This is a genomic window from Sutcliffiella rhizosphaerae (assembly GCF_917563925.1).
GTDB lineage: Bacteria > Bacillota > Bacilli > Bacillales > Bacillaceae_I > Sutcliffiella_A > Sutcliffiella_A rhizosphaerae.
Window position 1 is genome coordinate 175,711 of the sequence record NZ_CAKJTJ010000004.1, and the last position, 21,212, is coordinate 196,922.

At 38.0% G+C, this 21,212-nt stretch carries 26 protein-coding genes and 1 pseudogene; 6 read left to right on the forward strand and 21 right to left on the reverse strand.

Annotated features, from left to right (window positions below; translation table 11 throughout):
- Positions 1-232 precede the first annotated feature (232 nt).
- The 9 genes from LRP81_RS05715 to LRP81_RS05755 all read right to left on the reverse strand — a co-directional run bounded on the left by LRP81_RS05715 (position 233) and on the right by LRP81_RS05755 (position 5,608).
- A complete protein-coding gene (locus LRP81_RS05715; protein WP_230500300.1) occupies positions 233-427 on the reverse strand; it encodes a hypothetical protein in 195 nt (64 codons plus the stop codon).
- Between the two features lie 40 nt (positions 428-467).
- Positions 468-1,427 carry a tRNA dihydrouridine synthase gene (locus LRP81_RS05720; RefSeq protein ID WP_230500301.1) on the reverse strand — a complete coding sequence of 320 codons (960 nt, stop codon included), beginning with the start codon at positions 1,425-1,427 and terminating at the stop codon, positions 468-470.
- Between the two features lie 245 nt (positions 1,428-1,672).
- Positions 1,673-2,845 (reverse strand): DUF2812 domain-containing protein, encoded by a 1,173-nt coding sequence (locus tag LRP81_RS05725; RefSeq protein ID WP_230500302.1) that lies wholly within the window; start codon positions 2,843-2,845, stop codon positions 1,673-1,675.
- Entirely contained in the window at positions 2,842-3,135 is a 294-nt protein-coding gene (locus LRP81_RS05730) for a PadR family transcriptional regulator (protein WP_399207139.1), read from the reverse strand. Before LRP81_RS05730 ends, LRP81_RS05725 begins: the two co-directional genes overlap by 4 nt.
- Positions 3,136-3,287: 152 nt before the next feature.
- Positions 3,288-3,650: a hypothetical protein gene (locus tag LRP81_RS05735; protein ID WP_230500304.1), complete on the reverse strand. Its 363-nt coding sequence runs from the start codon at positions 3,648-3,650 to the stop codon at positions 3,288-3,290.
- A 32-nt stretch (positions 3,651-3,682) separates the two neighbouring features.
- Positions 3,683-4,159, reverse strand: a complete 477-nt coding sequence (locus tag LRP81_RS05740; RefSeq protein WP_230500305.1) for an NUDIX domain-containing protein — start codon at positions 4,157-4,159, stop codon at positions 3,683-3,685.
- The gene (locus LRP81_RS05745; protein WP_230500306.1) at positions 4,150-4,398 is read right to left on the reverse strand and encodes a hypothetical protein; all 249 of its coding nucleotides are present in this window, start codon (positions 4,396-4,398) and stop codon (positions 4,150-4,152) included. Before LRP81_RS05745 ends, LRP81_RS05740 begins: the two co-directional genes overlap by 10 nt.
- Positions 4,395-5,021: a class I SAM-dependent methyltransferase gene (locus LRP81_RS05750; protein WP_230500307.1), complete on the reverse strand. Its 627-nt coding sequence runs from the start codon at positions 5,019-5,021 to the stop codon at positions 4,395-4,397. Before LRP81_RS05750 ends, LRP81_RS05745 begins: the two co-directional genes overlap by 4 nt.
- Before the next feature lie 50 nt (positions 5,022-5,071).
- On the reverse strand, positions 5,072-5,608 hold the full coding sequence (locus LRP81_RS05755) for a flavodoxin family protein (protein WP_230500308.1): 537 nt from the start codon (positions 5,606-5,608) through the stop codon (positions 5,072-5,074).
- A gap of 299 nt (positions 5,609-5,907) precedes the next feature.
- Between LRP81_RS05755 and LRP81_RS05760 the strand changes: the two genes are divergently transcribed.
- The gene (locus LRP81_RS05760; RefSeq protein WP_230500309.1) at positions 5,908-6,315 is read left to right on the forward strand and encodes an SdpI family protein; all 408 of its coding nucleotides are present in this window, start codon (positions 5,908-5,910) and stop codon (positions 6,313-6,315) included.
- 32 nt (positions 6,316-6,347) lie between these two features.
- Here the strand turns inward: LRP81_RS05760 and LRP81_RS05765 are convergent, their stop codons facing one another.
- The 3 genes from LRP81_RS05765 to LRP81_RS05775 are packed head-to-tail and all read right to left on the reverse strand — an operon-like array spanning position 6,348 to position 8,188.
- Positions 6,348-6,953, reverse strand: a complete 606-nt coding sequence (locus LRP81_RS05765; protein WP_230500310.1) for an ABC-2 transporter permease — start codon at positions 6,951-6,953, stop codon at positions 6,348-6,350.
- A complete protein-coding gene (locus LRP81_RS05770) occupies positions 6,946-7,812 on the reverse strand; it encodes an ABC transporter ATP-binding protein (RefSeq protein WP_230500311.1) in 867 nt (288 codons plus the stop codon). Before LRP81_RS05770 ends, LRP81_RS05765 begins: the two co-directional genes overlap by 8 nt.
- A 4-nt stretch (positions 7,813-7,816) precedes the next feature.
- Positions 7,817-8,188 (reverse strand): GntR family transcriptional regulator, encoded by a 372-nt coding sequence (locus LRP81_RS05775; RefSeq protein WP_230500312.1) that lies wholly within the window; start codon positions 8,186-8,188, stop codon positions 7,817-7,819.
- 637 nt (positions 8,189-8,825) lie between these two features.
- Between LRP81_RS05775 and LRP81_RS05780 the strand changes: the two are divergent.
- Positions 8,826-9,387, forward strand: a pseudogene (locus LRP81_RS05780) (nitroreductase family protein).
- Between the two features lie 19 nt (positions 9,388-9,406).
- Here the strand turns inward: LRP81_RS05780 and LRP81_RS05785 are convergent.
- The 4 genes from LRP81_RS05785 to LRP81_RS05800 form a co-directional block, all read right to left on the reverse strand.
- Positions 9,407-9,832, reverse strand: coding sequence for an N-acetyltransferase (locus LRP81_RS05785; protein WP_230500313.1), 426 nt, complete (start codon positions 9,830-9,832; stop codon positions 9,407-9,409).
- 129 nt (positions 9,833-9,961) lie between these two features.
- The gene (locus LRP81_RS05790; protein ID WP_230500314.1) at positions 9,962-11,773 is read right to left on the reverse strand and encodes an ABC transporter substrate-binding protein; all 1,812 of its coding nucleotides are present in this window, start codon (positions 11,771-11,773) and stop codon (positions 9,962-9,964) included.
- 25 nt (positions 11,774-11,798) lie between these two features.
- A complete protein-coding gene (locus tag LRP81_RS05795; protein ID WP_399207145.1) occupies positions 11,799-13,310 on the reverse strand; it encodes an ABC transporter permease in 1,512 nt (503 codons plus the stop codon).
- A gap of 16 nt (positions 13,311-13,326) precedes the next feature.
- Positions 13,327-14,784 carry an ABC transporter permease gene (locus LRP81_RS05800; RefSeq protein ID WP_230500315.1) on the reverse strand — a complete coding sequence of 486 codons (1,458 nt, stop codon included), beginning with the start codon at positions 14,782-14,784 and terminating at the stop codon, positions 13,327-13,329.
- Positions 14,785-14,937: 153 nt separating this feature from the next.
- Between LRP81_RS05800 and LRP81_RS23330 the strand changes: the two genes are divergently transcribed.
- Positions 14,938-16,686 (forward strand): ABC transporter ATP-binding protein, encoded by a 1,749-nt coding sequence (locus LRP81_RS23330; protein WP_317987037.1) that lies wholly within the window; start codon positions 14,938-14,940, stop codon positions 16,684-16,686.
- A 41-nt stretch (positions 16,687-16,727) separates the two neighbouring features.
- Here the strand turns inward: LRP81_RS23330 and LRP81_RS05815 are convergent, their stop codons facing one another.
- From LRP81_RS05815 to LRP81_RS05830, 4 genes are all read right to left on the reverse strand, one after another.
- Positions 16,728-17,126, reverse strand: a complete 399-nt coding sequence (locus LRP81_RS05815; RefSeq protein WP_230500316.1) for a PH domain-containing protein — start codon at positions 17,124-17,126, stop codon at positions 16,728-16,730.
- A gap of 22 nt (positions 17,127-17,148) precedes the next feature.
- Positions 17,149-17,421, reverse strand: coding sequence for a hypothetical protein (locus LRP81_RS05820; RefSeq protein ID WP_230500317.1), 273 nt, complete (start codon positions 17,419-17,421; stop codon positions 17,149-17,151).
- Between the two features lie 70 nt (positions 17,422-17,491).
- On the reverse strand, positions 17,492-18,121 hold the full coding sequence (locus tag LRP81_RS05825) for a hypothetical protein (RefSeq protein ID WP_230500318.1): 630 nt from the start codon (positions 18,119-18,121) through the stop codon (positions 17,492-17,494).
- Positions 18,114-18,647 (reverse strand): RNA polymerase sigma factor, encoded by a 534-nt coding sequence (locus LRP81_RS05830; protein WP_230500319.1) that lies wholly within the window; start codon positions 18,645-18,647, stop codon positions 18,114-18,116. The genes LRP81_RS05825 and LRP81_RS05830 overlap by 8 nt, the downstream gene beginning before the upstream one ends.
- 437 nt (positions 18,648-19,084) lie before the next feature.
- On the opposite strand from LRP81_RS05830, the gene LRP81_RS05835 reads away from it, so the two are divergent.
- Positions 19,085-19,798: a cytochrome c biogenesis CcdA family protein gene (locus tag LRP81_RS05835; protein WP_317987039.1), complete on the forward strand. Its 714-nt coding sequence runs from the start codon at positions 19,085-19,087 to the stop codon at positions 19,796-19,798.
- A 32-nt stretch (positions 19,799-19,830) separates the two neighbouring features.
- Positions 19,831-20,340 carry a TlpA disulfide reductase family protein gene (locus LRP81_RS05840; RefSeq protein WP_230500321.1) on the forward strand — a complete coding sequence of 170 codons (510 nt, stop codon included), beginning with the start codon at positions 19,831-19,833 and terminating at the stop codon, positions 20,338-20,340.
- A gap of 6 nt (positions 20,341-20,346) precedes the next feature.
- On the opposite strand, the gene LRP81_RS05845 is transcribed toward LRP81_RS05840, so the two are convergent.
- Positions 20,347-20,844 carry a DinB family protein gene (locus LRP81_RS05845; RefSeq protein WP_230500322.1) on the reverse strand — a complete coding sequence of 166 codons (498 nt, stop codon included), beginning with the start codon at positions 20,842-20,844 and terminating at the stop codon, positions 20,347-20,349.
- A 151-nt stretch (positions 20,845-20,995) separates the two neighbouring features.
- Here LRP81_RS05845 and LRP81_RS05850 point away from each other — a divergent pair, with 151 nt between their 5' ends.
- Positions 20,996-21,169: a hypothetical protein gene (locus tag LRP81_RS05850; RefSeq protein ID WP_230500323.1), complete on the forward strand. Its 174-nt coding sequence runs from the start codon at positions 20,996-20,998 to the stop codon at positions 21,167-21,169.
- The last annotated feature ends 43 nt before the right edge of the window (positions 21,170-21,212 follow it).

Here is a 21,212-nt window from a genome sequence, read left to right on the forward strand (position 1 = left end):
ATTTCCTCAAATAAAGAAATTGTGGGATGATTATAAACATTTACGAAGAAAGATAAAAATTTCTATTATTGTACGAAATAACAAATATGAAAAAATGCCCAGAAATTTATTTTCTGAGCAATTTTTATATGATCAATTAAGTATCTCCACCTCAAACCACCGTTCAAAAGGTTCCGAATACGAGGTTCAATTTTTATTACAGTTTATACTTTTAGATCTTTAAATTAACTATTTAGTCCTCAACAACTCTCACCACGTCATGTCCACATTTTTGGCATTTTCCTTTTAAAACAATTCCAAATTGATGGTCTTCAATTGTAAAATTATCAATTGTAACGACATCTTTGCAATGCCCACAAAAAACATTTTCTCTAAGCTTATTTCTTATTTCTTTAGGTATGGAGAGCCATTTTTTATTTGCATCCATGTATCAACAACCTTCTTTCACTTGGATTTTTATTAAGTCCTTATTCTATCTCAAATCCATCCAACAAAGCCCTTACCTCATCCGTTGATTTCGTATTCATCAATTGATTTCTCAATTCCCCAGCTCCACGGAATCCTTTGACGTAAATTTTGAAAAAGCGATGGAGACCTGAGATGGAACGTGGTACTTCTTCGGCATATTGATCTTGAAGATCTAGCTGCAATCTTAAGAGATCGAGGTATTCTTTGCTACTATGCTCCTTTGGTTCTTTTTCAAATGCAAAAGGATTTTTGAAAATGCCTCTTCCGATCATCACGCCATCAATTCCATATTTTTCGGCGAGTTGTAGTCCCACTTGACGGTCTGGAATATCGCCATTGATGGTTAGTAGTGTATCGGGGGCGATACCGTCACGTAATTCTTTGATTTCTGGAATGAGCTCCCAATGGGCATCTACTTGGCTCATTTCATCTCTTGTGCGTAAATGGATGGATAGATTGGCAATATCCTGCTTTAGAATATGGCTTAACCACTCCTGCCACTCATCGATTTCGTGAAATCCAAGTCGTGTTTTTACGCTGACAGGCAATCCGCCAGCTTTTGCTGCTTGAATAAGTTCTGCCGCCACGTCTGGGCGAAGAATAAGGCCACTCCCTTTTCCTCTTGATGCCACATTCGGTACAGGACAACCCATATTTATATCGATCCCTTTAAAACCCAGCTCTGCCATGCCAATACTCATTTGGCGGAAATATTCGGGATTGTCTCCCCAGATATGTGCTACCATCGGCTGCTCGTCTTCTGTAAAAGTCAAACGACCACGCACACTTTTCATGCCCTCTGGATGACAATAGCTATCTGAATTTGTGAACTCGGTGAAAAATACATCAGGTCGACCGGCTGAACTTACTACGTGACGAAACACGACATCTGTCACATCTTCCATTGGTGCTAGTACAAAAAACGGTCGTGGTAAATCACGCCAAAAATTTTCTTTCATGTCAAACTCAAATCCTCTCTATAGATACAACTGACAGTTAAATTATATTATTTTACACTTATATCACGCTTCATTATTTATAATCAAAAATCTTTGTACAAATCAATAATGTTTATTTTAACGAAAAACGGTCTTAAATGGTATTTTTATAAACAAAAAAGCAGGTGGTAAAAAAAGTGAATCGAGGGGACAGTCCCCTCGACCCACTTTTCACAGGAATCGTTATTGCTTATGCTCTTCTCAATCTAAAGTAATACATCCAGATTTTCGTAATAAATGTTCCAAACATAATAATAACGAAGAAAAACAATAAGCGTATTGGTATCAATTAGAGTCCACGTCTCATCTCTCCGAAACCCATAACTTATGTTCATGCTAGCAATGAACAGATACATAAGAACCATCGGAAGGAAAAGTACTGTATAGGAAAAAGCGATTTTCTTGGCGTGTTTCATTTGATGAGATTTGTCGCTATACATGAGTGGTGTTTCATCATCTTCATACTCCATGCTCCAGATAGTCCACTTTTGTAATGCGGAACCAGAGTTAAATTCTTTCGTCCATCCTGACTGCCTGTGAATCTCGAAATAGCTGTCGTTGGAGAGATTTTGATAGTCTGCACAGTATTTGATTTTTTGTGGTTTTCCCTTTAGAAAAAAGAACGTGGTGCCGAGTTTATTTACGCGGTAAAGGCGATTTCCCTCTGCTGCCATTTGTTCTAGCCATTCCTCTAGTTTATCAGGAGAATACATCCATCCAAACTTTCTGCGTTTGATGAGAAGACCATCTTGCTTCATTTGTTTTTCTTCTGTAATTGTATAATGTTTCTTCTCTTGTTCATTTTCACCAGAGTATGGGGTCATAGTTTCCGAAGATAACGCTTTATTTGTTTTCCTTATTTTCCAGACAGAATAGATTAAGAATAAGTATAAAGCTGTCGCAAGTGCCGAACCGATATAGGTGATGAACCAGTATGGACTGTCTACCTTTTCAATCGAACCTCCTGAGAAATACACTGTGGAGAAAATAAATACGTTCATCACTAGTATGCAAGTAAAGTAGATGAGTAGAGCAATAAAAGCGTACATAATATAATTGTTTCGTTTTATGATGCCTTCTCGACTCGTCGATGTGTGCAATTCTTCTAGCGGTCTTTCATTTGCAAGGACATACCACTTTCCACTTTGCGTAACCTTTTCCCAGCCATCATTTCGCATTGTTTGGGATAAGGTCACGTTCTGAATTTTATCGTATCCAATCCGATAGGTAATATCCATTGGTTCTTCGTTTTTGAAGGTAAAGCCTCGCTTGAAACGATGTAACTCGCTAAGTTGAAAGCCCTCTTTCGCCTTTTTAGTAAACCATTGCTCGGTTTTCTGAACGTCATAGCTCCATAGCGGCCTGAAGCATGTTTTCATAAAAACTCCCCCTCGTACTTTAATGCATTCCCGTGAAGCTCCTTCAGTCTCTCAATTTCAGCAGTAATTAACGCCTTTCCGCTATCAGTTATTTCATACACCGTTTTCCGCTCCGCATCCGAAAATACCGTAATAACCCCGTCCTTCTGCATTTTCGTCAACGTTCCATATATCGTTCCAGAGCCTAAGCGTATTCGACCATTCGAAATTTCCTCCACATGCTTTATAATCCCATAGCCATGTCGCGGCTCGGTTAACGACAGCAAAATATAAAATGCTGTCTCTGTCATTGGTATGTACTTCTTTATCACATTATCAATTTCCAATATAGTAACCTCAGCTTTCTAATTACATCACGGTGAGATATGTCATGATACGACTATATCACGACGTGACATAAAAAAGCAAGTGGGTCGAGGGGACAGTCCCCTCGACCCACTTTTCAATATGCTATTAACAAGACCGCTCCTGAAATTAATAAATAAACGGATCCTAAGAGCAACGAAAATGCGAATTCTTTTGACTTACGTTCAAAAATTAAAAATAAAATCCCATAAAAGATGGTTAGTATTAGTACTATAATGGCAGTAGATTCTAGTAAGTTATAATCAACAGAAAAATAGTTTTTTGCGATATCAGCCACAATAAATGTGACAATGGGCACTCCAAATGCTAAAAAATAGTTATTAGATATCGGTCCATCTCCTTTTTGAAAGGTGATTTTCCTTGAAATTAATTTTACAAGAAACTTTGAAGTATAATAGCTAATTATACAAATTGCCACGATCGTAATAATTTCCAGCATTAAATATCCCCCTTGTAAATAATCTAATCACTCTAGTTTACATCTCCCAAATAAACCGAAGCTTTTTCATTCTTCACATACATGGATATAAATTTTGTAATCTCTTTAGGATAGACTCTATATTCTTGTAGTTCCGAAATAGATATCCATTCCACACCTACTTGATAATCATCAGGATTATTTGGCTGTAAGGAATTATTTTCCTCCACCTCAAGTTTGCAGACAAAGTAAAATTCCACTTGGTGAGCATCATAATGGGAAGAGGCGAATTCATGATTTTTCCCTATGTACTCCCGAATATGTAGAAGGTCCCCAACCTCCACTTGTTCCCCTAATTCTTCCATACACTCTCTCAACAGTGTATCTCGAATTGTTTCACCATGCTCCTGTCCACCACCAGGGAAAAGGTAAAAGTATCCATCGTTATCTTTATTTTTGGTGAGCAAAATCTGATTATCTTTCAGAATTATCGCTTTAGCTGAATTCCTTATATTCCTTTTTACCACCAATTCACATACCTCGCCTCAGCTCGATTAAATAACTTATCTCCCATAAGATTACCTTCTTCATCGAGTGCTCTATGAATAATCCCGAAATTCCTATTATGAATACGGTGAAAAGGAACTTCCACGGTTTTCTTTTCGTAGCAATTATTATAAGTAAATACCCGATTAGCATAATCGCTATTAACATGAGTAATGTAGTCATGAATGAATTTTTCTCCCTTTTTACCTTCTAGATATTTCATTCCTTTTTACAGGTGATAACAGTAAACTCCAATGGCGGTTTATTTTCATTATCTTTATCTGGCTCTTTAATCACCGAAATATCTACTAGGCCGTACTTTTCAAATTCTTCTTTCACAGAGAGTTCATCATAGAAGAAGATGTTCACTCCATTCATTGTCTCATATCGATTTTTGCTCAGTTCTCTTCCTTTTCCATACATGGGGGCATTTTTGGAAATTGCGGTGAAAACCATATATCCGTTTGGCTTTAACTGGTTATAGCAATCTTCTATTAGCTTTTTCCGCTCCTTGCTATCCAATAAATGAATGAGCGCAAAACAGAAAATGCCATCATATTTATTTTCATCAAATGGCATGTCTGTTACGGAACCATGATGAATGTTCAAACCAAGCCCATTTTCTCGTGCCAAGTCAATTGCCGTTTTTGATATCTCAATCCCCGTCACATTCATTCCGTTATCTAAAAATACCTTTGCATTCCTGCCGTATCCAATTCCGGGTATCAAGACATTCTTCACATTCTTTTCTACAAAAAAGTCTTTTGTCATAATTGCTGAGTCTGTCGGTTCCAATCCCCACATCATTTGATTATCGATAAAGCTTTCTTCCCAGAATTCTGTCATAAAATTCTCCTTTAGGTTTTGAGTTTTTGATTATGATAATCGAGTTGCAATTAAAGTTTCTTCCGTAGCTGTTCCGCTTGAAAGAGTGCCACCTTATCTTCTAAAATGTCACCAGGTTTATTTCCCTTGCCAATGATGTATCCTTTAAATTCCACACCCATGAATTCAAAGATATATTTAAATTGCTCCACCATTGGAAGTCCTTTGATAGCTGGCGCATCTCCTCCGACGGCAATTACGTATGCTTCTTTGGTTCCCATTTGTGCTTTAAAGTCGGGAAATGCAGCATCCCGCATGGAGTGGGACCAGCGATCAACAAAGTTCTTCATCGTGCCAGTCATACTGTACCAATAGATTGGTGTGACAAAGATGAGCGTGTCATGCTGCAAAACTCGTTTGATGGTGGAAGCATAATCATCTCCTCTATCTTGAAAACCATCCTCATCGTGGCGCATATCCTCAATAGGTAAAATTCTATAATCACGCAAATAAAATTCTTCTACCTCTATTCCTTGAATAGCATGCTTAGTGAGGATTTCCGTATTTCCTTCCTTGCGTGTTCCTCCGTATATAATGGCAATGGACATTTTACATCTCCCTTTCCTTATTTTGTAATTGGTAAATTAGGCTAATTATATCATGAATGGATCAGAGGGACAGTCCCCTCGACCCATTGGCAAAATGGTGATACATTTTAAAAAAGCAACATCCTGCATAGACCATCGGTAGATTCGTCTGAAAAAGTGAAGGATTTCTGCATCTGAGGAGTTTTTATAATAGACTAGCAAAAGGGGTTATGGGGACAGGGACTTTGAACGAATAAAAGGGGGAATTACAGATTAAGAGGTTATTTACGGTCTTTTCGTTGTTGGTGTTAGGATTCCATATGGTAAGTTTTCTTGTATTTTGGCAGGACATTCCGAATACCATAGCCATTCATTTTACGAATGGGGAACCAGATAATTACGGTTCTAAATATTTATTGTTATTTATGCCCGTTATAGGTCTTTTCATGTGGTGGCTATTAGGTAAGTTGACACATAACCCGCAAAAATTGAATTACATAAATTTAACAGAGAAGAACAAGAAAAAACAATATAGGATGGCAGTGAATATGTTAATTACCATTCAAAACCTATCTTTCATGCTTTTCCTATTTGCTAATGAAGCACTTTTAAGATATGCTGCAGGCGCTTCTCACCAAGTCTTTTTCGCCCTAAGCTTAGCTTTACTATTCATTATTTTGTTGACTCTTTTTTATAACTTAATTTGGGCAACTAGTTTAAAAGAATAAGTGGGTCAAGGGGACTGTCCCCCCAACCCATCTTAAAATACTTTCCTCTCGTATAATACCGTAGTAAAGCACCAAGAAATAGCATAGGCTGCCATTATGGCGATGGTAACTGAGGTATATAATGTTGGTGTGGATAAGCTTAGGATAAAGTTAGTAACAGCTGATAAATGTTCCGTTGCAAACTGCACAACGGTTGGCCCAACTGCAGCCAAAAGAAGAAAACTAATAATAACTACGGTCGTGATATGACCAGGCTTGAGTATATAAAATAGCGGAAACGTACAAGCTGCAAACGTTAAGAAAAGACCTGCACCAATGGCAATATCCATAAGGCTAAAAGGCTTGTTGAAAATAGATAAGGCAAGGCTTGTCACTCCAATAGCTAACAGCATATAGATAACTGCCCCAAGATAACGGGAAGCAATAATTTCTTTTCGTGTGTAAGGTAAGGAGTTTAAAAGAATGTTCACCTCTGCTTTTTCATCATAGGCATAGGCGTTAAAGGGAATGAAAATACTTGATACTAGGAAAATAAGCGCCGGATGTGAATCCATAAAAATGAAAAAAGCAATAAAGGGAACAAACGTTAAAAGTAGTTTTTTCTGTAAGATTACATCACGTCTGATTAAATTAAACAACGCTCCCACTTCCTTTCATGTAATACATAATATCCTCAAGAGATGCCTTTTCAATGACAACTTCCTCACCAAACATTTGTTTCACTTCTTGAATATTACTCGTCAATGCCTTAAATCCTATGGTGGATCGGTGAATATGAACAAATGCTTTTTCTGTGTCCCGGTCAAGGAGCTCGTTTCCACCTTTTACAATGGCATAGTTATCAGCTACTTCGTGAATAGATTGATTAAATACTAGTTTCCCATCTTGAATAAAGGCGATATAGTCGGCAATTCGATCTAAGTCAGTTGTAATATGAGTGGAAAAGAATATGGTCCGACTTCCATCAAGCATTAACTCCTGCAAGAGGTCTAGCAGCTCTCTTCGAAAAATAGGATCTAATCCTGCAGTTGGTTCATCCATGATAATAAGCTTGGCATCATGAGACAGCGCAAGAGCTAAGGAAGCTTTCATTTGCATTCCTTTTGAAAAGCTTTTAATTGGTTTGTTAAGAGGTAGTTGAAATTTTTCTATATATTGATTGAAGGTAGCATCGTCCCAGTGTTTATAGGCAGGACCAACTATACGCTTAATATCCTTCAGATTCATTCCTTCATAAAAAACATTTCCATCGTAAACAAAGCCAATCTGCTCTTTAATTTTTTTCTCATGCGTTTTGTAATCTAATCCAAAAAGCTTTACCTCTCCACTATCTGGTCGTAGTAAATTCATCATCATTTTAATGGTCGTAGATTTACCAGCACCATTTGCCCCAATAAAACCGGTTACGTATCCTTGCTTCACTTTTAGGTTAATGTTGTTAACAGAAAATCCCGTAAATGTTTTAGTTACATCTTTTAATTCTACTACATGCTCCATATTTTCACTCCTCATACAGTATTGTCATTAGCTCTTGCAATTCATCAAAGGTTAGCCCGATCTCTCTGCTGTTTGCGATGACCGCACTCAATTGCTCTTCAATCACTTTGAGTTTCTTTTCCCTGATGACCTCTAAATTCTGCTCTGCGACAAAAGACCCTTTACCAACGATGGAATAAATAAACCCTGCTTTCTCCAGTTCCTCATAGGCACGCTTTGTTGTTATCACACTGATCTGTAAATCCTTAGCAAGCTGACGTATCGAAGGCAAAGCCGTTCCCTCCTGAAGATCACCTGCTAAAATAGCCGTTTTAACCTGAGTGGTGATCTGCTCATATATCGGCTCCTTGGAACTATTAGAAATTATTATTCGCATTCTTATCCCTCTTTTTCAATGGGTGTGTATATATTGTATATATAACATATACACATTATATACACACCTTTAAACATTGTGCAAGTGGATTGTGATTCGGAAGGAGAGTTCGCGGTCATTAAAAAGGGGACGTCCATATTTAATAGTTACAAAAGCTTTATTGCCTGGGGGTTATTTTCTTTTTTGAGTGCCCGAATTTCTCGTTTTGCTGTTTTTCGGGCACTTAATTTCCTTTAAGTACCCGAGTTTCTCACTTTGCTGTTTTCCGGGCACTTAATTTTCATTTGAGTGCCCGCTTTTTTCATTTTGCTATTTTCCGGGCACTCAATTTTCTTTTGAATTCCCGAATTTCTCATTTTGCTGTTTACAAGCACTTAATTCCCTTTTATTCATGTTGCACACCTTGGCATTACAATAAATATTTTTAATAGAGGAAGGATCACCTCCAGACCCCTCGCCCCATTAGCACAACTCCCAAATCACGTCATAAAATAACGTGTACTCTTTCTTCTTTGAATTCATAAGAGTTTTGTACTAAAATAGATTAGTGAGAATGATTATCAAAATCAAAATGCTAATAAGTGGTCAGAGGTGGGGCATAGGGACTGTCCCCTCTACCCATTTAGGAGGACTTCCAATGGAAAAGAAAAAATCAAACATAGCAGAGATTATTCGCGAGCGTCGTTCGATAAAAGCTGGATACACGGATAAGGAAGTGACAGAGGAAACAGTTCTTGGGCTATTGGATGATGCAATTTGGGCACCGAACCATGGACTGCGAGAGCCATGGCGGTTTATTTTTGTATCATCTTCTGAGAAGCAAGGATTTGTGGAGGATTTAGTCAAAACATTTCCAGCAGAAATGCAGGAAAACAGAAGAAATTATTTTAGCCAGCCAGCAGCATTTCCTTATTGTAATAATGAAAGAGGATCCAAGGCAAAAGCAATGGGAAGAGAATTTTGGTGCAGTCAGCTCATTGATTCAAAACTTTCAATTGCTTGCATGGGAACAAAAGCTTGGGGTTGTTTGGAAAACAAATCCTCATATTTATGATCCGAAGGTGCACAAACTACTTGGGGTCCAACCAGGAGAGAAAATCGTTGGATTCCTTCACTTAGGATATTTTGAAAATGTACCTCTAAAAAGAGAACGAACATCAGCAACTGAGAAGGTGACAGTTTATAAAAGTGGGTCGTAGGGACTGTCCCCCCGATCCACTAACACCATTCCATTAAATATTCCCCATGACCTGTGTTTTCATCTAGTAGTGTTTCTTTTATAAGAAAACCGTTCTTTTCATAAAATCGTATTGCGGATTTGTTTTCTTTATAAACCTTTAAGGAAATGGTAGAGTATTTGCCTTTAATAAATTGTAGCAGTTCTCTTCCATAGCCATTCCCTTGATACACAGGGTCAATAAATAGTGCTGCTAAGTAATTGTCTACCATTGAAACAAACCCAGCGACCTCGTTTTCATGGTATATAACATAGGATTGTGCCATTGGAATGTACTTATCTCGCATCTCCTGTTTTTGGGCGAGCCAATAGTTACTGTCAATAAAACTATGTGATTGCACAGAACCCCGGTACCATATTTCCGTTATAGTATCTACCTCGTATTGCTTTAACATTTCGATTTTCAAGCTTCTCATCCTTTAATGAATTTTTAATACTATTATGCTATCAAACAAACTCCCATCGCAAATAAAAAAAACCGCCAGCATTCATCTACTGACGGTTTGTGGGTCGTGGGGACTGTCCCCCCAACCCACTTATCGGTTATGGTACTTACTCAAAAACTCCCGCACTTTTTCCGGATCTGCTACTAATTCATTACCTGTATCTACTAGCGGGCTTACGGTTGATACGGCTTTTTTCTTGTTGTTTTGATAGAAGCTGATGATTTCATCCTGATTGATGGAGTACAGGATTGCTTTTCTTAAGTCTTCGCTGTTGGAAACTTCACGATTTTCTGTGTTAAAGAGAAGATAGATGACAGCGTTACTATCATTCTTTTGTAAATAAAGCTTTTCATCGTTTTCTACTAGGTCATATTTTGTTTCAGGAACTCCATTGAATAAATGAATTTCGCCATTTCTTAATGCTGATAAAGCACTGTCCGGATCCTGAATGAATTTTACGATGACAGTTGAGATGTTCGCTTCATTGTCAGTTCCAGGCATATAGGCTGGGTTTTTCAAGAAGGTTGCTTCATAATCGTCTTTGCTTTTTAAGATGTATGGACCACTTGCATATAAATGGTTGTCAAATTGTGCACCTTCTGTAACCGTGTTTTGATCTCCATAAGGAATATCGGTTGTAGGGTCGAAGCTTGCAACATCATATGTGTTGATATTTTCAACCTGCTGTTTCGAAACAATTCCTGCTGATTGGTGGGCTAAGTAATTTAGCACCTGCGGGAATGGTTTGGAGGTTGTCACCTTCACCACCTGGTATTTTCCTTCTTGATTGTTTGCATCATTTTTGTCTGTCACTAGCTCGCCAATTTTCGCATCAATGCCTTGTTCCAGTGCTTCTCTTACGGTTCCTTCTCCACCGGACTGTTGGGTAGAATCCAATACGGAAAGGTCTGTTACAAGCTCTGCATCTTGAATGTGCTCATGCAAACTGTATGTGCGATGATCTGGGACGGATTCTGCATTGCTTGCACGTTGTAAAGAGAATATAACATCATCTGCCCCAACGCGCTCCCCTGTATCTTCCGCTTTCTCATCTGTAATTTTGGCAAAATTAATATCATCTCTCAGCAGGAAGAAATACTCTGAATTTCCATCTGCGATTACATGATTTCTTGATAGGGAGCCATCAGAGGTGACTACATCATCATCTGTTAAATTAACTAACCGAACATACATATTTGTATTTAGCGTATTGATAGATCCATCGTTCCCTTTGATCGGATCGAGGGAGGTGAGTGTTCCAATCGCTTGTTGTGTAACAAGCGGGGTGGAGTCTCTTTTACTTGTATCCTGATAATCTATCGTTTCCCATGCGACTGCACGTGATTTTGCAAGTCGAACGGTTTCTTCTTTCAGGATTTCCGTGTTTACTCCCTGCGCTTTAAAGGAGTTGTAAAGTGGTGCAATATATGCCTGGTCAAACACAAGGCGCTGCTCTAATTCTTTGTAGGTAGTGGCAAATTCTTCAGGTGTTTCTGTACTTGCCTGATCAATTAATCGATCAACCTCTTCATCAGACATTATGCTGTTTGCTCCCTCTGATTTAAACAGGGCACGAACGGCATAGTCTGGATTACCCGTTACCGTGGTCCAGCTAGAGTGAGCGATATCATAGTTACCTGCATCCTTTTGGGCAGTAAAGCTTCCATAGTCAGGCTGAATGTTCAGCTTCACCTTAAAGCCATTTTTCTCTAACTGATCTCGTACTATGTTCAAGTCATCCTCTGAGCTTGCCATTCCCAACACTTCAATTTCTACTGCCTCGTTCGTGTTGGCCACTCCATCATTTGCTTTTTCTTCCTCACTGACACTTGATTTTGTATTGATGCATCCAGATAAAACCAACAGCACAATCATTAAAAAAGTTACATACGTTTTCTTCAAAAAGATCTCCTCCTACTTAAAATAATTAATCAACTTTCGGGTCTAAGGCATCTCTTAATCCATCACCAAGAAAATTAAATGAAAGAACTAACAGGATAATAGCTACACCGGGGTAGATCGCTAAATAAGAGTGCGACTCTAAATAAGTACTTCCTACCTTTAAAATATTTCCCCATTCTGGTATGTGAGGTCCAATTCCTAAACCAAGAAAGCTTAAACTGCTTGTGGCAATTACCGCTCCACCGACCGTTAAGGAAGATTTCACAATCATCGGTGCCATGGAGTTTGGGACAATTTCTCGAAAAATGATGGAGGTATTACTAGCACCAAGTGCACGCGCGGATTCCACATATTCATAATTCGATACCATCAGGACGTTCGCACGCATCGTTCTTGCATATGTCGGTATGGCGCCAACGCTTAATGCGATGATTAACGTAGTCGTGCTGGAGCCAAATGCTGCGATAATAACGATCGCCAGTAAAATACCGGGAATGGCATAAAGGATATCCAATATGCGCATGATGATATTGTCCGTATGACGGCCATAGTACCCTGATATCGCCCCAAGTGCTCCACCAATTACAAACGGAATGAATGTGGACACAATTCCAACAATTAGAGAAATTCTCGCTCCGAACACAATCCTCGAAAAAAGGTCTCGGCCAAAGTTATCTGTGCCTAGTGGATAGGCAAGACTTGGCGCTTGCAAAAGGGCTCCATAATTATTTTCTACTGCAAGGCTATAATCAAAGGTAAAATAGCTACAAATAGAAATCGAAAAGGCAAAAACAATAAAAAACATCCCTATCATGGAAGTCGTATTTGCGGATATCTTCTTTAAAACTGAATAAAATGCTTGGTTGACCGCCCTGTCTATTCCATATCGTTTCTTCAAAATAAAATAGCCGGTCAGAAGCGCAAAAAGATTTCCGGTAATCGCCGTGATAAAAAGGACAATAGCGATAGGAACTGCTAACTTTTTTTGTCTTTCCAATACGTCAAATGCCAATGCTCCTAAGGTAACAAGATAGATAAATAGAATAATTAACAATAAGAGCATGGCGATTGGAAAGCTGTCTGACACATAAGGTTTAAAGAGATTTAATGATGAAATTCCAATAATAAATAACTGCGTCACAAGCATATAGATTGCATACACATACTCTGGTGTAACCTTTCTTTTTACCAGCAGGAACCCCGCAATTGCCGTGAACAGATTACCTGTTAAAAGACTTACAATTTGGATGATTCCTAATTTCCTAGTAGCGGGGCGTACAATCCCAGCTGTTCGTAAATCATGTCTAACTTTCCACCAGATTACTAGTTGAATCAGGGTAAAAAGCGCAAAAAATGCCGTAACAAACATCCGCACTGAATCCACTACAAATGGCTGAAAGTCTACACTAATCACAAGGAACAGGAATGTAACTACGAGTGACATAACAAACGCAAACCCTGCTTGCTTATATTCTGCAGAAAGCTTCAACGAATGGGATTTCACATACTCTGGTACCTGCTGCATTTCTGCTTTCATGGCATCACCTGCTTTACTAATGTTTCATTTTTGTCCGAATGCGTGGATCAAAAAACGCATAAAGGACATCTATGAGTAAATTGACTAGCGAAATGGTAATAGCGATATATACAACTCCCCCCATTACACTGGGGATATCCGGAATAAATTGCTTATCGACGATGAAGCTCCCAAGTCCACTAATATTGAAAACCTTTTCGGTAACTGCTGCTCCTCCAAGCATCCCGCCGAACAACAAGCCTATCACGGTAATTATGGGGATCATGGCATTTCTTACACCATGCTTCCAAAGAACGCGCTGCTTCGTTAATCCTTTTGCTTTCGCCGTTACCATATAATCCTCATGAATGATTTCGAGTGTGGACGATCTCGTCATCCTTGCAATAGATGCAGTGAGTGCAGTACCTAACACAACAGCAGGCATGATAATCGACAGCCAATTATTCGGACTGAAGGTCGCAGGTAGCCATTGTAGTTTAATAGAGAAGTTAAGAATGAAAATTAAGCCCTGCCAAAAGTTTGGGATGGATAATCCAATCAGTGCGATGAACATAAACGTATAGTCGAAAAAGGAATTCGGCTTAGTAGCAGCTATAATGCCAATGGGAATTGCGATCATGATTGCCATCAGCAAAGAAAGTACTGCTAACACCATGGTGATCGGAAATCTTCGCATAATACTGTCGACCACATCCTCATTTCCGGTAAACGACTTTCCAAGGTCAAACGTGACAATTCCTTTCAGAGCATTCCAAAGCTGAACGAAGTATGGCTGATCCAACCCATAAAGGTGGTTAAAAGCAGCAATCTGCTCCCGGGTGGCTGACTCTCCTAATATATTTGCTGCAGGATTAAAGGGAGATATGTACAGAATGGTAAACACCAAAAACGCCACTCCTATTACAACAAACACACTCATCGCCAATCTTTCACCAATGAACTTTATGTAGGGGTTTCCTAACAAGTAAAGAAGCACATACATGATTAACCCTGGAACAAACGTGAGGAGGACAAACCTTCTATTCTCCAATAACTCAGTAAAGGTAGTGTCAAAGGTCACCCTTTGCTTCCCCGCAGTTTGCAAAAGCTTTGCCACTTCCGCATTGATCTCCTTCTGATAAGTTTCATTTGCCCAGCGCATTGCCTCTTTAGAGATGTTTTCTGAATGAGACACTTGTTGAAAAAAGCTTTGCTTCCGCTGATGCTGAAGTTTGTACGTAGCTGCCAGCTGTTCAAACCTTCCCTTTTCCTCGAAAGATTTTTTTACTTTTTCATACATCTTTAAATAAGGATCCTCTTTCTTTTTGATTACGTACAACAAGGCAACGATTAGCACAACAGGAAATCCAACCACGTATACAAGCCATCTATAAACAGGGGCAAGACAGAGCTTTTCATAGCTTTGTTGTAATCCATTGCCAGCTTTAGTTGATGATGTCAGGTGCTTTTGATTTTGACTTTTTACAGCTTCCATTAGAAGAAAATTCACCCCCTCACTTTAAATTGCTAAATTCCGATAGGTATAGTATAGTTTAAATCATATTTATTACAAGATAAAAAATTCATTTTTTTAAAACTATTTTTTTCCATAAAAAGTAAACAAAACTAATTCGGATGGTGGATGATATTGGAAAAGTTATTGGATGTACAAAATTTAAGCGTATCTTTTCGAACTGGGAGCAGTGAATTTGATGCGGTTAAACAGATAAGTTTTTCCATCAATAAAGGAGAAACACTCGGGATTGTCGGCGAATCAGGTAGTGGGAAAAGTGTAACGGCCAAGTCCATTATGCAATTACTTCCTTCTCCTCCATCCTTCATAAAATCTGGAGAAATATTTTTTCAATCTGATAATCTCTTAACAAAAACGGAAAAAGAGATGGAAAACATAAGAGGCCGTCACATAAGCATGATTTTCCAAGACCCTATGACCTCTTTAAATCCAACCATGACAATCGGAAAACAATTAGAAGAGAGCATCTTAAAACATCAAAAGCTATCAAAAAAAGAATCTAAAAAACAAGCCATTGAGATGCTAAGGCTAGTTGGCATCCCAAACAGTGAGGAGCGTTATTCACAATATCCACATGAATTTTCAGGTGGGATGCGTCAACGGGTCATCATTGCCATTGCCCTCGCCTGTAATCCTGCCTTATTGATTGCAGATGAACCAACAACTGCACTAGATGTGACCATTCAGGCTCAAATTTTGAATTTGATGAAGGAGATGCAAGAAAAATTCCAGACATCCATTCTATTAATCACGCATGATTTCGGGGTAGTCGCACGGATGTGTGATCGGGTAGTGGTAATGAAGGACGGAGAGATAGTCGAGGAAGGATGCACCGTGGATGTTTTTGCCAACCCACAGCATAGCTATACAAAAAAATTACTACATGTACTGCCAAGGCTCGATGAAAAAAAGAAAAAGAAAGCTCCATCCATTATTAGTTCCACCAATCCTTCTGAACCACTGTTACAAGTAAGAGGATTAAAAAAACACTTCCCTCTTGGCAAAGGAAAGGTTCTAAGAGCAGTAGATAATATTCATTTTCATATCCAACAAGGAGAGACATTAGGACTTGTTGGGGAATCAGGCTCAGGAAAATCCACCACTGGAAGAGCCATCTTAAGGCTGCATGAACCAACTGACGGAGAAATACTGTATAAGGGAATTCCCATAAATCGCTTAACCAAAAAGGAATTAAAAATATTACGGAAGCATATGCAAATGATCTTCCAAGACCCATACTCTTCCTTAAATCCGAGGTATAAAGTAGAAGATATTATTGGGCAGCCATTAGATCTTCACGGACTTGCAAAAGGGTCAGTTGCGAGAAAGAAAAGAGTCGAGGAATTATTAGAATTAGTGGGGTTACAGTCTTTTCATGCAGAAAGGTATCCTCATGAATTTTCTGGTGGCCAAAGACAACGAATTGGCATAGCCCGTGCATTGGCAGTAGAACCAAGCTTTATCGTATGCGACGAACCACTGTCAGCACTTGATGTCTCCATCCAAGCACAAATTGTCACCCTATTGGAGGACCTGCAGAAAAACCTTGGACTAACGTATCTTTTTATTGCCCACGACCTTTCCATGGTAAAGCACATCAGTGACCGGGTAGCGGTAATGTATAGAGGAAAAATAGTCGAATTAGCAGAAAGCGAAGAACTATACGCTAATCCTCAGCACGCGTATACAAAATCATTACTAGAAGCCATTCCTATCCCAGATCCGACAATCGAATACAACAGAAAGACTTCTCATTATCAAGAATTTGACTTGGCAGATAGATATCAATTAAATAACGCCGAGCTAGTCGAAATTAAAGAAGGGCACTGGGTCGCAATGCCTTCAAAGCTTGAAGTGATATGAAAACTCCCCTCAAACATTAATTGACGTTTGAGGGGAGTTTCTTAATCAAATTTTATAGACGGATTCTCGTGAAGAAGCACATTTATAAATTCCTCTTTATCCTTAGGTGAAAGCTCGATTGTTTTATACTTACCATACATAATCGACAATCTGCTCATGGACAAGGCCGGAGCTGTAAATGGATTATTCACTTTTTCGATTTTTGTAATCTCGTTTATGTTTACGGTCGTACGATACGGTCCAAAATATACTTTAATCTGCCCGTCTTTCACTTTATAACCCGTCCCAAACCATAACCACATCAACAGTAGAATTAACGCCGAGGTCAATAATGCATCCTTCGTTGCAGCAGCACCTGCCAAATAAAATGCTATAAGAACAGCGCTACCTCCCCAAATTATTAAGCTACAGAAAAAATCTTTTTTCGAGGAAAAAAACATTTTACCCCTCCCTCACTCATAGTCAGATGTAAAACGCCATAAAAATACTAAACAATCCTACAATAAAAAGAACTCTCGTAAAAATCTTCTCCCCCATTTGCCCCATGAAATAGATGTTAACTAAAATATAGTAAAGTATGGTACTTACAAGCATAAATAAAATAAATTCATTCGTATATTTACTTGAGATAGGCAGGGGAATGACATAGGATATTGCTAATCCACCAAAAATCAATATACCAAAAATATTTAGTATCCTTCTCATCCTTACAGTCGGTTGAACTTTTGAGTCCAAAATGCACCTCCATTTATTTAGCCTTTAATAAGTATACGTGTATGCCGAAGATCCGTTTCATCAATCGTAACTACTCCCCAAACAAATAGGAAGCTACTACTTCCCAATCCGTTATTTCCCCATTTTTTATTTCATATTTTAGTAGCAAGTGACCACCGATATGACCATCATCAAATGGTGCGAAAACCCATTCGTGGGACAATACTTTTACTCTATCTTTTCTGAAAGCCATGACTCCTCCGAGAACTGGCTCATAAGGAATTAATTCTGTTTGTTCCAGCACTTTTTCTTTTATATCCTCTATGTCCCCTTCATAGTTTAATTTCTCTAGCTCTATCCTGGACTCCTCGGGGAATGCATTCGGTTCTATGACGACATCCTCCACATCCACAATTAATCCATCCGAATTTTCTTGTGTCATTAATTCCGCCTCTAATTTTTTGTTTTCATTTTCTAATTGGGATATGAGGGCAGATGTTTGTTGTTCATTGCTTTTATTATTCAAATAGAAATAAGCAGAACTTGATATCAGTAGCATCAGCATAAGTACGGTACTTACGACAGGAATATTTATATTGAATCGAGGTCTATCATTTTTATGATGAATCTTATTAAAAATATTTGTTTGGAGGCTTTCCATAGGCTTTAATTTTTCTTCAAGATAAAAATCTAAGCTTTCTTTTATGACTTTTTTATTCATGTTCATACCTCCCTAGCTTAATTTTCAGCTTTTCCCTTGCCCGATGTACTCTAGACTTTACCGTGCTAACTGGACAATTTAGTAAGGAAGAAATTTCCTCCATGGAAAAGTCTTTATAATAGTAAAGTATTATGACCTCTCTGTACTTTATCGGTAGCTTTAATATTTCTTGGCCCACATGATATTTTTCATTATTATCTAATACATGCTTTTCCGTTGTATGTAAACTGATAAAATGTTGAAAAGAGTTTAGTAGGTGGTTTTTTCTATATGTCGCACTTCTTAAATAATCGTAGCAACGGTTTATTGTAATTCTAAATAAATATGTTTTATAGGAAGAGTCTCCTCTAAAGGAATCCCAATGTTCAAACACACGTGTAAACACATCTTGAACGATATCTTCCGAAAGTTGTCTATCCTTCACATAAGAATAGGCCAGCTTCAGAAGCTCTTCACAATACTTATCCATCAACTTATGGAATAAAATGTTCATATCTAAGCTATGTACTTTTTCTATTTCAGCCATCTCTTGACCCTCCTATCTCCCTAAATTAAATATTTGACGTTTTAATAGGTACTTTGGTTGCAAAAAAAATTCATGTGTTCCTAACATGAAAAAAGTGCTAGGAAAGCCCCTAACACTCAAGTTTTTAGTTAACCCTTTTATAAAAATCATCAAGATAGTATTCAATGCTCGAACACATCAAACTCATTTTGTTTTTCGGAAACATCACACCATATCCACTATGCTTACCTATCCCTAATTCCCTTGCATAGCATTTAGGACATTCGATATATTCATCTCCATACCACCCCATACCTATTCATCTAACTTTTATACGGATGAGTGTGGAATTGGATTCACATCGAAACTATTTCATTACCAAAATATTCAATATTCAGGTTAAATCCTTCTTGTTTTCCGTGCTATTATATAGTCGGGAGTGATAGTATTTGGAAAATGTGACTGTTATATTTGCTTTTTTTGCTGGCTTATTAGCCTTTATTTCACCTTGTTGTTTACCGCTATATCCCTCGTTTATATCCTATATTACTGGTATTTCTGTATCTGATTTGAAAGATAATAAGAGAAAGAATAGTTTTCGAAAAAAGGTTCTGCTACATTCTATTTCCTTTTGCCTTGGCTTATCCTTAGTCTATTACATACTTGGGTTTTCTCTTGGTTCTTTAGGGGCCTTCTTCTCACAGCACCAAAGAGTTCTTACGATGTTTGGGGGAATATTTCTAGTAGCAATGGGATTATTTATGATGGGGATAATTAAGCCTTCTTTTATGTTTAAGGAATGGAAGTTTCGCCATAAAAAGAAGTCGGTCTCTTATATGAATTCTTTCTTTGTTGGCTTTATTTTTTCAGCAGGCTGGACACCGTGTATCGGTCCTATCTTTGGATCTATTATCACGTATTCAAGTATTGTAAATCCTGCAGAAACTTTTATGAACGTTACTGCCTATTCTTTAGGCTTTTCCATTCCGTTCGTTATTATGGCCTTTTTTATCGGCAAGTTAAAATTCATCTTAAAGTATTCTTCTACTCTCATGAAAATTGGCGGCTTTATCATTTTGATACTTGGATTTATGATTTATTTTGATAAAATGCTCTATTTAAATATTTGGACTGCACAAATTCAATATTTTATAGAAAGCTTGTTTGAATAATTCATAGTAATTGTGAGGTATTTTGGGATGAAGTGGAATTCACTCATAGCAATAGGCATTATCTATCATTATGTGCAGGGGCAGTTTATACACATTTTAATAGCCCGAAGCATGCAACAACTTCAGAAGAGGATAGCATAGCGTATGATTTTACCCTTTCAACCTTAACTGGAGATACAATTACACTCTCTGATTTAAGAGGCAAACCAGTTATCCTCAACTTTTGGGCTACCTGGTGTGATCCGTGTAAGGATGAAATGCCTGTGTTTGAAGAATTCTATCAGACCTATGGAGAAGAAGTACAAATACTCGCAATCAATATTACAAGTAATGATAGTGAAAAAAAGGTTCGAAATTTTGTCGAGGAACATTACTTAACTTTTCCCATTTTACTAGACACAGAAGGTATTTTTAGACATTATCAAGTATTGAGTATGCCTACAAGCTTCTTTATTAATAAGGATGGCCAAATAGTAGACATTGCTGTTGGTGAATTGACGATGAATCGGTTGTTAGAACAATCGGAGAAAATCCGGGAATAAGGGCTGTCACGGAAACAGCCCTTCAGCAAGCCTTGGATCAATTAAATCAGTATCTGGTGGAATATATCCTAGCTGGCGACCGATTTTTACAATTTGTCCTTTGTGATGAAATTCGTGGGTGGTAGTGTGAGTGAAAAGCCAAAGCGTAGAAAATAAAGCAGAATCCCCTGTTCTAAAGGTAACAGGAATAGCTTCTCCCCAATTGTCTTTATAGTTTTGCAGAAATTCTTCCACAAGGTCATCTATTTTTTGGAAAAGCACTTTCATTTCATGTACGTTTTTCACTGTCTCCGGTTCAACCTTTGGTATTGTTTTACCAAGACCGTGTTTTCCAAGCCAAAACTGATAGCAGCCTGCAACATGCACATGCAAATTCCGAATGGAATCCCCTCCAAAGCTTTCCAGCTCTTTTAAGTAATCAGACTGCTCCATGCCCTCACAATAATCAAAAAGCGTTTCCCTTGTGCGTTTAATCCATTCATGCTGGTTTGCAAAAAACTCCATAATTCCTGGCTCCTTTTCAGATATTTACAAATATATCTCTATGTTACCTTAAATTCTATATAAAATTATATGTGTTTGGAAGTTAATAGAAAAAAACATAGACCTGCTCAGAAGCTTCCCAATCATCTGTAGACTGTGCAGACGTAGTAAGTTGAATAATAATGATCAAGCTTTAACTGAGATGATTTTAGATGAGGAGATTGATCAAGAAATCGGGGAAAATTCATTCACAGTTGTTGGAAGTAACGAAGAAGGGAATGCTGGATATCAGCTGAAAAATAAAAGGGCAACATTATATATGCTATTAAAACCCGAAGTCCTTTGATTGGAAAAGCCTACCTTTAAATGAGTAGGCTTTTGATTAATAC

Bases quoted from the DNA above. Each gene is read 5' to 3' on its own strand.
- LRP81_RS05735 (WP_230500304.1), bottom strand. From the start codon at position 3,650: ATGCTGGAAATTATTACGATCGTGGCAATTTGTATAATTAGCTATTAT.
- LRP81_RS05760 (WP_230500309.1), top strand. From the start codon at position 5,908: ATGGTAAGTTTTCTTGTATTTTGGCAGGACATTCCGAATACCATAGCC.
- LRP81_RS05800 (WP_230500315.1), bottom strand. From the start codon at position 14,784: ATGGAAGCTGTAAAAAGTCAAAATCAAAAGCACCTGACATCATCAACT.
- LRP81_RS05725 (WP_230500302.1), bottom strand. From the start codon at position 2,845: ATGAAAACATGCTTCAGGCCGCTATGGAGCTATGACGTTCAGAAAACC.
- LRP81_RS05745 (WP_230500306.1), bottom strand. From the start codon at position 4,398: ATGAAATATCTAGAAGGTAAAAAGGGAGAAAAATTCATTCATGACTAC.
- LRP81_RS05830 (WP_230500319.1), bottom strand. From the start codon at position 18,647: ATGGCTGAAATAGAAAAAGTACATAGCTTAGATATGAACATTTTATTC.
- LRP81_RS05730 (WP_399207139.1), bottom strand. From the start codon at position 3,135: ATGACAGAGACAGCATTTTATATTTTGCTGTCGTTAACCGAGCCGCGA.
- LRP81_RS05775 (WP_230500312.1), bottom strand. From the start codon at position 8,188: ATGCGAATAATAATTTCTAATAGTTCCAAGGAGCCGATATATGAGCAG.
- LRP81_RS05755 (WP_230500308.1), bottom strand. From the start codon at position 5,608: ATGTCCATTGCCATTATATACGGAGGAACACGCAAGGAAGGAAATACG.
- LRP81_RS05815 (WP_230500316.1), bottom strand. From the start codon at position 17,126: ATGTTTTTTTCCTCGAAAAAAGATTTTTTCTGTAGCTTAATAATTTGG.
- LRP81_RS05845 (WP_230500322.1), bottom strand. From the start codon at position 20,844: ATGGAGTTTTTTGCAAACCAGCATGAATGGATTAAACGCACAAGGGAA.
- LRP81_RS05715 (WP_230500300.1), bottom strand. From the start codon at position 427: ATGGATGCAAATAAAAAATGGCTCTCCATACCTAAAGAAATAAGAAAT.
- LRP81_RS05720 (WP_230500301.1), bottom strand. From the start codon at position 1,427: ATGAAAGAAAATTTTTGGCGTGATTTACCACGACCGTTTTTTGTACTA.
- LRP81_RS05825 (WP_230500318.1), bottom strand. From the start codon at position 18,121: ATGAATAAAAAAGTCATAAAAGAAAGCTTAGATTTTTATCTTGAAGAA.
- LRP81_RS05750 (WP_230500307.1), bottom strand. From the start codon at position 5,021: ATGACAGAATTCTGGGAAGAAAGCTTTATCGATAATCAAATGATGTGG.
- LRP81_RS05795 (WP_399207145.1), bottom strand. From the start codon at position 13,310: ATGAAAGCAGAAATGCAGCAGGTACCAGAGTATGTGAAATCCCATTCG.
- LRP81_RS05770 (WP_230500311.1), bottom strand. From the start codon at position 7,812: ATGGAGCATGTAGTAGAATTAAAAGATGTAACTAAAACATTTACGGGA.